Genomic DNA, 11,309 nt, shown 5'->3' with positions numbered 1-11,309 from the left:
TCGAGGCGCGGGAGCAATCCCAGACGCCGGATAGATTGCAGCAAGCCATTACACGCATCAAAAACAGTATTGCAGAAAAAGGGGGAACCATAGATGTGGGAGCGAATTCATTCGCGAAGAGGCCGGTACATCCAATAGAAATTCATCGCCTGGGATGCCGTCTTTGCGGATGAATCCGCTCCCACCATTCGCTCCCACAACCCATTCCCACAGAATTCACTCCCACAATCAGCGCCGCGCCGTGCTTGCTGCACGACAGCGCAGTATCATGCCGCCTTTATCCCCCGAATCGGATCGAGGTAAGTAAATGTCGCCCTGGCTGACGGTCGTGGGAATCGGTGAAGACGGCTTCAAGGGGCTGGGCAGGAATGCCCGGCATGCGCTGTTGCGGGCGAGCCAGGTGTTTGGCGGGGCGCGGCAGTTGGCGTTGTTGCCGCCGTGCATCAATGCCCAGCGGCGTGCCTGGCCGAGCCCGTTTTCCCTGGAGCCCGTGTTGGCACAACGCGGCAATGAAGTCTGTGTACTGGCCAGCGGCGATCCGATGCTGTTCGGCGTGGGCGCCAGCCTCAGTCGCGTAGTGGCCAACGACGAGATGCTGATCCTGCCTGCGCCCTCCTCTTACTCCCTGGCCGCCGCCCGCCTTGGCTGGCCGTTGCAGGAGGTGGTCACGCTGTCGGTGGTGGCCCGGCCTCTGGCGGCGCTGAATCTGCATTTGCACCACGGTGTACGCCTGCTGGTGCTGAGCAACGACGGCAGCAGCCCGGCGGCGATTGCCCAATTGCTGCGTGAACGCGGCTTTGGTGCCAGCCCCATGACCGTACTGGAGCATCTGGGCGGCACAGTTGAACGCCGCGTAGAAGGTTTGGCCCGCGACTGGAGCGACGCCGAAATCGCTGCGCTGAACCTGGTCGCCATCGACTGCCGCGCCGATGCCGGCACCCTGCGCCTGTCGCCCGTCTGCGGCCTGCCAGACGCGGCCTTCAAGCACGACGGTCAGTTGACCAAGCGCGATGTGCGGGCCATCACTCTCGCGCGCCTGGCCCCACTGCCCGACGAGTTGCTGTGGGATGTCGGCGCCGGCTGCGGGTCAATTGGTATCGAATGGATGCGCGCCTATCCAACCTGCCGCGCCCTTGCGATCGAGGCCGACGAAGGTCGTCAGCAATTGATCGAACTCAATCGCGATGCCCTCGGCGTACCGGGCCTGCAACTGATTCGTGGTAGCGCGCCCGAGGCACTGTCCGGCCTGGAAACCCCTGACGCAATCTTTATCGGCGGCGGCGTGACCCGCCCCGGCGTGCTCGAGCAGTGCTGGCAACAGTTGCGATCCGGCGGTCGACTGGTCGCCAATGCGGTGACCCTGCAAAGCGAAATGATGCTCATGACCTGGCGTGAACAGCACGGCGGCGAACTGACCCGTATCCAGGTCGCCCATGCCAAACCTTTGGGCGATTTCGACACTTGGCGTCAGGCATTGCCTATCACCCTGTGGGAAGTGATCAAGCCGTGATGCGCGACGAAACCGCCGAACAACCCGCACCGCTGCGCAGTGGCCTGACCACCGGCAGCTGCGCGACGGCCACCAGTCTGGCGGCGGCGCGGCTGTTGCTGGGTGGCGACGCCTGCGACGCGGTAGAGATCACCTTGCCCAAGGGTAAGCAGGTGCAGATGCGCCTGGAGTTCTGCCGCCTGCAGGACGGCGGTGCCGAAGCCGGGACCATCAAGGATGCCGGTGACGACCCCGACGTCACCCACGGCGCGCTGGTATTTTCCCGGGTGCAACTGAACAAAGAGCCCGGCGTGCGTTTCAGCGCCGGACGCGGCGTCGGCACCGTTACCCGCCCCGGCCTGGTGCTGAGCGTCGGCGAACCGGCAATCAACCCGGTGCCTCGCCGGATGATGACCGAGCACTTGCTCAAGCTGGCCGCTGATCAGGGCTATGGCGGGGGTTTCGAGGTCACGGTCAATGTCGAGGGCGGCGAAGAACTGGCCCTGAAAACCATGAACCCGCGCCTGGGGATTCTGGGTGGCCTGTCGATCCTCGGCACCAGCGGCATCGTCCGGCCCTTCTCCTGCGCGGCCTATATCGCCTCGATTCATCAGGGCATCGACGTCGCCACCACGAACGGCTACAGCCATATCGCCGCCTGCACCGGCAATGCCAGCGAAGACACCATGCGCCGCGTCTACAACCTGCCGGAAATTGCCCTGATCGAGATGGGCGATTTCGTTGGCGCGGTGCTCAAGCATCTGCGCAAAGTCCCCGTGGGCAAGCTCAGCCTGTGCGGCGGCTTCGGCAAGATCAGCAAACTGGCGGCAGGACATATGGACCTGCACAGCCGCCACTCCAGCATCGACCTGCCACAACTGGCGCGCTGGGCCGCCGATGGCGGTGCCGACGAAGCCCTGCAACAAGCGATCCGCGAAGCCAATACCAGTCAGCAGGCCCTGGCGCTGAGTGCAGCTCAAGGCGTCGAGTTGGGCAATATTGTCTGTCAGCATGCCTTGGACTTTGCTCGCAGCGTGGTTCCGGCGCAGGTTGAGGTCGAGGTGTTTGCCATTGATCGACAGGGCGGGATTGTCGGTCATGCTGATTCCGTGGGAGCGAGGCTTGCCCGCGAAGATGTATCGACCTTACAGGCCTCTTCGCGGGCAAGCCTCGCTCCCACAAAGGAAGAGCGATGAACCGCATCCTGCTCCTGGGCGGCGTCACCGAAGCCCTGGCCATTGCCCGTACCCTTGGCCCGCAGCACATCTACAGCCTTGCCGGCGTCGGTCGGGTGCCCACTGACCTGACGTGTGAAGTGCGGGTCGGCGGCTATGGCGGCGCCGAGGGATTGGCGGCGTTCATTCGCGAGCAGAACATCGACCTGCTGCTCGACGCCACCCACCCCTACGCCGCGCAGATCAGCCAGAACGCCGCCCGCGCCGCGCAACTGACCGGCGTGCCGTGCTGGGCCTTGCGCCGCCCGGCGTGGCAGGCCGGGCCGGAGGATGACTGGCGTGAAGTCAGCGACTGGGCCGAGCTGATCACCGCCCTGACGTCTTTCCAGCGTCCACTGTTCACCCTGGGTCGCGAGCCGTTGCAGCACCTGGAGGAAATCCCTGAGCCGCAGTTCTGGACCCTGCGCGCCCTGGACAGCTATCCAGGCAATGCGCGTTGCGAAGTGATCGGCGCCCGTGGCCCCTTCCATCTCGAAGATGAACGCGCCTTGTTCGAGCAACGGCGGATCGATGTGCTGGTCAGCAAGAACAGCGGCAGCGGCGCCACCGAACCCAAGCTGCAGGTTGCGCGGGAGCGCGGGGTACCGGTGCTGATCTTGAAGCGGCCGCAGTTGCCTGGAGTGGATCGGGAGTTTGCTTCGGTGGAGGATTTATTGGCGAACTTGCGCGATCAGACCTGAATAAATGCGACCTTGTGGGACCGGCTTTAGCCGGGAAGATGGAATCATGATCGATACATCTCTATCGCCTGTCATATTGTCTTCCCGGCTGAAGCCGGTCCGACCGGTTGTCGCCATCTTTCGACGCCACGCGACAACCCGCCACGGCCCGGGCTTTTTACATCGGCGCCGGGTTCAGGCTAAATAACCCCCATTCTTCATCACGGTATTGCCCATGTCGTCACGCCGGACCACCGCTGTCTGGATAGCCTGCTTTGCAGTGTTGTTCAGCCTGCTGGTCATGCCTCTTTCGCCCATGCCCTCCCAAGTCTCGGGGGAACGGGTGCTGTGGGGCAGTTTCTGTACCGGTAGCGGCACCCGGCAGGTAGCGATTGTCCTCGAGGGTGTCGAACAGGCCCCGTCGAACCGTGATGAACATGCCGCCATGCAACATTGCGGCTGCTGTTCCGGCCATGTCGTGGTCATTCTGCCGAGCGGGCTCAATGGCGGCCTCTTCGTCCAGGTCGAGCCGGAACGCTTCGCGCCGCAGCGTTTCCTGCTGTACAACCCGCCGCGCCTGCACTGGCCCAGCATGAACCCACGCGCCTCTCCAAACGCCTGACGCGTTACGCCTTCTACGCAATCAATGGATCGTCTGGAGAGTTGTCATGTTCAAGAAACTGCTGATGCTGGCTGCCTTGCTGTTGCCCGCTGCCTATAGCCATGCCCAGGAAATGAGTTATCAGGCAGGCGCGTTGCAGATCAACGCGCCCTGGTCCCTGGAGCTGCCGCCCAACGCACCGACCGTCGCTGCTTACTTCGTCATTCACAATGCCGGACAGACTCCGGATCGTCTGCTCAGCGTGCAAAGCCCCGTGGCAGGCAGCGCGCAGTTGCACGAGCATCAACATGTCGACGGTCTGATGAAGATGCAGCAGGTACAGGCGGTGGACATTGCCCCCGGCCAGGATGCACTCTTCGCGCCCATGGCCTACCACGTGATGCTGCTGGAGCTTAACGACCGCTCGCAACTGGTCGCAGGACAGCACTTCCCGCTGACCCTGCACTTCGAGAAAGCCGGGGATGTGACCGTGCAGGTCGAGGTGCTCAAGCAGGCGCCTGATGGCGCCATGCAGATGAATATGAAATAACCCTATTCACTGATCACCCTATGGGGGTACGAATTGTGGGAGCGAATTCATTCGCGAAGAGGCCAATATGACCGCTACATCTCCATCGACCGAGACAACCATTCGCGAATGAATTCGCTCCCACCCTCGAACAATCGGCGCGCCTCGGCATGGCTAAGCCTGTTCGCCATGTTGATGATCTTTATCGGTCCGCTGATTTCCCAGGCGATGCCGATGGATCAGCACGCCGGTATGTCCATGGACATGCCGATGTCCGCCGACATGGACTTGCACCACGCCAGCGCCGAACAGCAGGACGACGCCAGCAAAGCCGACCACGTGCTGTGGGCCAAGTGCGGCTATTGCACCCTGTTGTTCGGTTGCCCGGCGCTGCCCAAGGCCCTGGCCTTTTTCGCCCCGGCACCGCCGCGTCAGTCCGACCTGTTCAGTGCCACCCCGCAACAGGGACACGCCCGGCAAAGCGTGTTCATCAACGCCCGCAGCCGTGCCCCGCCGCTCTCCCTCACGCGATAAAACCTGATTGATTCCATGCCCCGCCCGCAGCTTCGGTTGTGGGCGGGCGCTGTCGTGTGTTGTCCCGATGGGGAGCTTTTTACGTGTCCAAACCCAATGTGTCGTTTTATAACCTGGCCTGGCGCTGGCATTTCTATGCCGGGCTGTTCGTCGCGCCGTTCATGATCCTGCTGTCGATTACCGGGATCATCTATCTGTACAAGCCCCAGCTCGACAACCTGATGTACCGCGACCTGCTCAGCGTACGGCCGTCGCAAGCGCAGTCTTTGAGCGCCGACGAGTTGCAACGCCGCTTGCTGACGGCTTATCCACAGGCCACGGTGAAAAAATACCTGCCACCGATCAATGCCGAAGGCAGCGCGCAGTTCGTGGTGATGCAGGAAGGCCGCGAAGTGAATGTGTTTCTCGACCCCTATCGCGGCTCGGTCCTCGGCACTCAGGACGCCAAGAACAACCTGCAAGCCCTCGCCCGCGCCCTGCACGGCGAACTGCTGATCGGCACGGTCGGTGACCGCCTGGTGGAGTTGGCCGCCGGTTGGGGGGTGATGCTGGTGGTCTCCGGTCTCTACCTGTGGTGGCCGCGGGGCCGCTCCGGGGCAGGCGTACTGTGGCCGCGCTTGAGCAGTCGTGGTCGCTTGATGTGGCGGGATCTGCACGCCGTCACCGGTTTCTGGGGCTCGGCATTGCTGCTGTTCATGCTGATCAGCGGCATGACCTGGACCGGCATGTGGGGCAAGCAGTACGCGGCAGTGTGGAATACCTTTCCGGCGGCAATGTGGGATAACGTCCCGCAATCCGACAAACAGGCCGGTGAACTGAACACCGCCAGCGTGCAGACCGTGCCTTGGGCTATGGAAAACACGCCGATGCCGGTGTCCAGCGGCGATCACGCCGAGCACATGCACCACGGCACCATGTCCACCGCCCCCGCGGCCCCCAAACTGTCGTTGCAACAGGTAGTGGAAATTGCCAAAGAGCGGCGCATCGAGCCTGGCTACAGCATTACCGCGCCGAAAACCGCTGATGGCGTGTTCACGGTGTCAGTATTCGCCGACGACCCGCGCAACGATGCCACTCTGCATATCGATCAATACAGCGGCAAGGTGCTGGCCGACGTGCGTTTTCAGGACTACAACACCGTCGCCCGCGCCACGGAACTGGGGGTGATGCTGCATGAAGGCAAGTTTTTCGGCTGGATCAACCAGTTGCTGATCCTGCTGGTGTGCCTGATGGTGCTGCTCGGTTCGGTCAGCGGCCTGGTGATCTGGTGGAAACGCCGCCCGCAAGGTGGTCTGGGTGTGCCGCCACTGCGCCATGATTTACCGCGCTGGAAGACCGCCATCGGCATCATGTTTGCCCTGGCAGTGGCGTTTCCATTGGTCGGCGCGTCGCTGATCGTGGTGGGACTACTCGATCGTCTAGTCCTTTCGCGCTTTGCTAAATTTCCCGCGCAAGCCTAAATTGCGAGGTGCGGGGCCAGAAGCCTATGGGTTGGTTTTGTGATGAATTCCTCTCCCGGCTTGCTTCTGGCCCCGTCTCCTCCTCCCGGCCGACCAACGTGACGCCACCTCATGCTCAGCATGAACACGCCGAGATGCGCGAAATAGAGCCATCTCTATGCTGTCCTGCTGTTAATTCCGACTGATCGAACGCCTTCGAATGACCTCTCTGACACTGTCCAATCTCTGCTGGTCGCCCCTGGAAAAGGGCCATTGCCATCATCAGTTCCAATTGCGCGATGTCAGCCTGCGGGTGGCAGCGGGGGAATTTGTCGGGCTGATCGGCCCCAATGGCAGCGGTAAAACCAGTTTGCTGCGTTGCGCCTATCGCTTTACCCGACCAACGGTAGGGCAGGTACTGCTCGATGACGTCGATCTGTGGACGCAATCACCGCGTTGGAGCGCACAACGCATTGCCGTCGTCCTGCAGGAATTCCCCGATGCATTTGGCCTGAACGTCGATGAAGTGGTCGCCATGGGTCGCACGCCGCACAAGGCGCTGTTCGACGGCAACACCGAGGCCGACCGGGAGATTGCCCGCCAGGCGTTGCAGGCCGTGGGTATGCAGGGCTTTGAAGATCACGCCTTCGCCACCCTGTCCGGCGGGGAAAAGCAGCGGGTGATTCTGGCCCGGGCCCTGACCCAGCAACCGCAATTGTTGATTCTCGACGAGCCGACCAACCACCTGGACCCGCGCTATCAACTGGAGCTGTTGCAACAGGTCAAGCGTCTGGGCATCGGCACCCTGGCCAGCATCCACGACCTTAATCTGGCTGCGGCTTTTTGTGACCGCCTGTACGTCATAGATCACGGGCGCATCGTTGCCAGCGGCAGCCCCCATGAAGTGCTCACCGTCGAGCTGTTACGCGATGTATTCGGCGTCGAGGCACTGATCGACGACCATCCAATTTCCGGTTACCCACGCATTACCTGGATTACCCACCCATGACGTTCTCTGCACCATTACGCGCCATTTTGTTTCTCAGCCTGCTGGGCCTGACCGACCATGCCATGGCCGAGGCCACTCACTACCCGGTCACCGTGCAGAGCTGTGATCGCCAGGTGACCTTCGACAAGGCGCCAAGTCACGCCGTCAGCCATGACATCAACATGACCCAGATGATGCTGGCCCTGGGGCTTCGTTCACGCATGGTCGGTTTCACTGGCATCAGCGGCTGGAAAACCCTGCCGCCGAAAATGCTCCATGACCTCGACGGTCTGCCGGAACTGGCGAGCAAATACCCGTCGGTGGAAACCCTGCTCAACGCCAACGTCGATTTCTTCTTCGCCGGCTGGGACTACGGCATGCGCGTCGGCGGCGATCTAACCCCGCAGACCCTTGCGCCGCTGGGGATCAAGGTCCTTGAGCTGACCGAATCATGCGCCTTCGTCATGAAGCGCCCGCCTGCCAGCCTGGACATGATGTACGGCGACCTGCGCAACCTGGGGCGGATCTTCGACGTGCAGGATCGCGCCGAACAGTTGATCGCCGGCATGCAGCAGCGCGTGGCAACCATCACCGCCGCCCTGCCCCCCACCCGACCTCGGGTGTTCCTCTACGACAGCGGCGAAGACCGCGCCATGACCTCTGGCCGCCTGGCCATGCCCCAGGCGCTGATTGATACGGCAGGCGGGCGCAATGTGCTGGATGACATCGACGCCAGTTGGACTCGGGTCAACTGGGAAAGCGTGGTGGAGCGCAATCCCGAGGTAATCGTGATCGTCGACTACGGCGAAGTGACTGCCGCGCAGAAGGAGCAATTCCTGCTCAACAACCCGGCCCTGCAATCGGTGGACGCGATTCGCAACAAGCGCTTTATCGTCATCCCGTACGTGGCAGCGACGCCGGGGATCGACAATATCGATGCGATCGAGACCCTCGCGGCCGGGTTCCGGAGTTGACACTCATAAGACATAAGGCGCGAAAACCCGTGGGATTCGGTGGGAGCGAATTCATTCGCGAAGAGGCCGGTACATCAGACGCATTTTTATCGTCTGAAACACCGCATTCGCGAATAAATTCGCTCCCACAGAGATCATGTGCCTTCAAATGGTTGTGTTTGATATGAGCGGTGTTAACCGCTACCGCCTGCTGCTCCTGGCACTGTTCACCGCCCTGCTACTGTCCTGTGTGCTGTCTCTGGGCTTCGGCCCGGCACCGGTGCCGGCTGAGGTGGTCGGGCGGATCCTGCTGCACAAGTTGTTCGGGCTCGGCGCGGTCAATCAGGCCTGGACTGCCGGGCAGGAGCACATCGTCTGGCTGATCCGCGTCCCACGCATGCTCCTCGGTGCACTGGTGGGTGCCGGGCTGGCGCTGACCGGTGCGGTGCTGCAAGCGGTAACCCGCAACCCCCTGGCCGACCCGCATCTGCTGGGCGTGACCTCCGGCGCAACCTTGGGCGCGGTGATCGTGGTGCTGCATGTCGGCGAAATCATCGGCGTATTGACCCTGCCCCTGGCCGCGTTCATTGGCGCCATGTTGAGCATGTTCATGGTGCTGCTGATCGCCAGTCGCAGCGGGCGGCTGGACAGTGATCGCCTGCTGCTGTGCGGCATCGCCGTGTCCTTCGTGATGATGGCCGTGGCCAACCTGCTGCTGTTTCTCGGCGACCATCGCGCCAGCTCGGCCGTGATGTTCTGGATGCTCGGCGGCCTCGGTCTGGCGCGCTGGGAGTTGCTGGGTATTCCGGCCTTCAGCGTATTGCTCGGGCTGATCCTGCTGCTGGCCATGGCGCGGGCCTTGAACGCTTTGATGGCAGGCGAGCAGACCGCCGTGACCCTGGGCCTGAACGCCCGTCACGTGCGCATCAAGGTGTTCCTGATCGCCTCGCTGATGACCGGGGTCATGGTGGCCATCAGCGGCTCCATCGGCTTTGTCGGCCTGATGGTCCCGCACATCGCCCGGCGCCTGGTCGGGGCCGAGCATCGGCGGCTGTTGCCGGTGTGTGTTTTGCTCGGCAGCCTGTTTCTGATCTGGGTCGACGTCGCCGCCCGCACCCTGATCGCCCCGGAAGACCTGCCCATAGGCGTGGCCACGGCGGCGATTGGCGGGTTGTTTTTTATTGGGTTGATGCGCAAGCGTTAATCGACAACCAGCGCTTGCAGATTCAATCCCCGTGGAAGCACTTAAGGAGGAGCATATTGTGGGAGCGAATTCATTCGCGAAGAGGCCAGTACATACGATGCAGCTCTATCGTTCGAACCACCCTATTCGCGAATGAATTCGCTCCCACAATTCGCTACCCGCCGACAACGCACCACGCAGGCGCACCCGGACGACCATGCACCACAGCCAAGTCCCACCTTGGTGCGATATTTCCTGTCCAACTCGTCAACTTACTGCTCTACAACGACTTTTCCTTCGTTGGCCCAGCCTTTGCTAAAGATCTTCACAGGTATTTATTCCCGTGCGTCTTGTCGAAATCCAAGAATGGAGCAAGCCCAATGAAGCGTCGCAGTCTGATCAAAGCTTTCACCCTGTCCGCGTCTATCGCCGCCATGGGTCTTACATGGACCGTTCAAGCTGCCGAGACCATCAAGGTCGGTATCCTGCACTCGCTTTCCGGGACCATGGCCATCTCCGAGACGTCCCTGAAGGACATGGCCCTGATGACCATCGACGAAATCAACGCCAAGGGTGGCGTCAACGGCAAGATGCTGGAGCCTGTGGTGGTCGATCCGGCCTCCAACTGGCCGCTGTTCGCCGAGAAAGGCCGTCAGTTGCTGACCCAGGACAAAGTTGCCGTGGTGTTCGGCTGCTGGACCTCGGTATCGCGCAAATCGGTGCTGCCGGTGTTCGAAGAACTCAACGGCCTGCTGTTCTACCCCGTGCAGTACGAAGGCGAAGAAATGTCGCCGAACGTGTTCTACACCGGTGCAGCGCCTAACCAGCAGGCCATCCCTGCGGTCGAGTACCTGATGAGCGAAGACGGTGGCGCAGCCAAGCGCTTCTTCCTGCTGGGCACCGACTACGTCTACCCGCGTACCACCAACAAGATCCTGCGCTCGTTCCTGCACTCCAAAGGTGTAGCGGACAAGGACATCGAAGAGGTCTACACCCCGTTCGGCCATGCCGACTACCAGACCATCGTGGCCAACATCAAGAAGTTCTCGGCGGGCGGCAAGACGGCAGTGATCTCCACCGTCAACGGCGACTCCAACGTGCCGTTCTACAAGGAACTGGGCAACCAGGGCCTGAAAGCCACCGACGTACCGGTCGTGGCCTTCTCGGTCGGCGAAGAAGAACTGCGTGGCGTCGATACCAAGCCGCTGGTGGGTAACCTGGCTGCCTGGAACTACTTCGAATCAGTGAAAAACCCGGTCAACACCAAGTTCGTCGCCGACTGGAAAGCCTACGCCAAGAAGCACAACCTGCCGAACGCCGACAAGGCGGTGACCAACGACCCGATGGAAGCCACCTACGTGGGCATCCACATGTGGGCCCAGGCGGTCGAGAAAGCCAAGTCCACTGACGTCGACAAGGTCCGCGAAGCCATGGCCGGCCAGACCTTCGCTGCGCCGTCGGGCTTTACCCTGACCATGGACAAGACCAACCACCACCTGCACAAGCCGGTGATGATCGGCGAGATCAAGGCTGACGGTCAGTTCAACGTCGTCTGGAAAACCAAGGAGCCAATCCGCGCCCAGCCGTGGAGCCCGTTCATCCCTGGCAACGACAAGAAGCCTGACTATGCGGTGAAGAGCAACTAAGCATCTGAATTTGTAGGAGCGAGGCTTGCCCGCGAAGGCGGTATTTCAAACCC

The 11,309-nt window shown here is 61.8% G+C and carries 10 protein-coding genes and 1 pseudogene; all 11 read left to right on the top strand.

Annotated features, from left to right (window positions below):
* Nucleotides 1-307: 307 nt before the first annotated feature.
* Nucleotides 308-1,510 carry a precorrin-6y C5,15-methyltransferase (decarboxylating) subunit CbiE gene (gene cbiE / locus M2401_RS32535; RefSeq protein ID WP_259110876.1) on the top strand — a complete coding sequence of 401 codons (1,203 nt, stop codon included), beginning with the start codon at nt 308-310 and terminating at the stop codon, nt 1,508-1,510.
* Nucleotides 1,510-2,592: pseudogene (locus tag M2401_RS32530) on the top strand (cobalt-precorrin-5B (C(1))-methyltransferase); the annotation flags it as partial. The gene cbiE and the pseudogene M2401_RS32530, both read left to right, overlap by 1 nt.
* Nucleotides 2,593-2,681: 89 nt before the next feature.
* Complete coding sequence (locus M2401_RS32525) at nt 2,682-3,404, top strand: cobalt-precorrin-6A reductase (protein WP_259110875.1); 723 nt, start codon at nt 2,682-2,684, stop codon at nt 3,402-3,404.
* Nucleotides 3,405-3,618: 214 nt separating this feature from the next.
* Nucleotides 3,619-4,005: a DUF2946 domain-containing protein gene (locus M2401_RS32520; protein ID WP_259110873.1), complete on the top strand. Its 387-nt coding sequence runs from the start codon at nt 3,619-3,621 to the stop codon at nt 4,003-4,005.
* Nucleotides 4,006-4,051: 46 nt separating this feature from the next.
* Nucleotides 4,052-4,534, top strand: a complete 483-nt coding sequence (locus tag M2401_RS32515; protein ID WP_259110869.1) for a copper chaperone PCu(A)C — start codon at nt 4,052-4,054, stop codon at nt 4,532-4,534.
* A gap of 108 nt (nt 4,535-4,642) precedes the next feature.
* Nucleotides 4,643-5,047, top strand: coding sequence for a DUF2946 domain-containing protein (locus tag M2401_RS32510; RefSeq protein WP_259110867.1), 405 nt, complete (start codon nt 4,643-4,645; stop codon nt 5,045-5,047).
* Between the two features lie 83 nt (nt 5,048-5,130).
* The gene (locus tag M2401_RS32505; protein ID WP_259110866.1) at nt 5,131-6,507 is read left to right on the top strand and encodes a PepSY domain-containing protein; all 1,377 of its coding nucleotides are present in this window, start codon (nt 5,131-5,133) and stop codon (nt 6,505-6,507) included.
* 199 nt (nt 6,508-6,706) lie between these two features.
* On the top strand, nt 6,707-7,495 hold the full coding sequence (locus M2401_RS32500) for an ABC transporter ATP-binding protein (protein ID WP_259110865.1): 789 nt from the start codon (nt 6,707-6,709) through the stop codon (nt 7,493-7,495).
* Nucleotides 7,492-8,448, top strand: coding sequence for an ABC transporter substrate-binding protein (locus M2401_RS32495; protein WP_259110864.1), 957 nt, complete (start codon nt 7,492-7,494; stop codon nt 8,446-8,448). Before M2401_RS32500 ends, M2401_RS32495 begins: the two co-directional genes overlap by 4 nt.
* A 163-nt stretch (nt 8,449-8,611) precedes the next feature.
* Nucleotides 8,612-9,631, top strand: coding sequence for an iron ABC transporter permease (locus tag M2401_RS32490; protein WP_259110863.1), 1,020 nt, complete (start codon nt 8,612-8,614; stop codon nt 9,629-9,631).
* A 359-nt stretch (nt 9,632-9,990) separates the two neighbouring features.
* Nucleotides 9,991-11,256 (top strand): urea ABC transporter substrate-binding protein, encoded by a 1,266-nt coding sequence (urtA, locus tag M2401_RS32485; protein ID WP_259110862.1) that lies wholly within the window; start codon nt 9,991-9,993, stop codon nt 11,254-11,256.
* Nucleotides 11,257-11,309: the final 53 nt, after the last annotated feature.

Source organism: Pseudomonas sp. JUb42 (genome assembly GCF_024807945.1).
Lineage (GTDB): Bacteria > Pseudomonadota > Gammaproteobacteria > Pseudomonadales > Pseudomonadaceae > Aquipseudomonas.
The sequence above is the reverse complement of the archived record's forward strand: the minus strand, read 5'-3'. Positions and strand labels throughout refer to the sequence as shown.

Excerpts from the sequence above, each read along its gene's own strand:
- M2401_RS32490 (WP_259110863.1), top strand. The coding sequence starts at position 8,612 with ATGAGCGGTGTTAACCGCTACCGCCTGCTGCTCCTGGCACTGTTCACC.
- M2401_RS32500 (WP_259110865.1), top strand. The coding sequence starts at position 6,707 with ATGACCTCTCTGACACTGTCCAATCTCTGCTGGTCGCCCCTGGAAAAG.
- urtA (WP_259110862.1), top strand. The coding sequence starts at position 9,991 with ATGAAGCGTCGCAGTCTGATCAAAGCTTTCACCCTGTCCGCGTCTATC.
- M2401_RS32510 (WP_259110867.1), top strand. The coding sequence starts at position 4,643 with ATGAATTCGCTCCCACCCTCGAACAATCGGCGCGCCTCGGCATGGCTA.
- M2401_RS32515 (WP_259110869.1), top strand. The coding sequence starts at position 4,052 with ATGTTCAAGAAACTGCTGATGCTGGCTGCCTTGCTGTTGCCCGCTGCC.
- M2401_RS32520 (WP_259110873.1), top strand. The coding sequence starts at position 3,619 with ATGTCGTCACGCCGGACCACCGCTGTCTGGATAGCCTGCTTTGCAGTG.
- cbiE (WP_259110876.1), top strand. The coding sequence starts at position 308 with ATGTCGCCCTGGCTGACGGTCGTGGGAATCGGTGAAGACGGCTTCAAG.
- M2401_RS32525 (WP_259110875.1), top strand. The coding sequence starts at position 2,682 with ATGAACCGCATCCTGCTCCTGGGCGGCGTCACCGAAGCCCTGGCCATT.
- M2401_RS32495 (WP_259110864.1), top strand. The coding sequence starts at position 7,492 with ATGACGTTCTCTGCACCATTACGCGCCATTTTGTTTCTCAGCCTGCTG.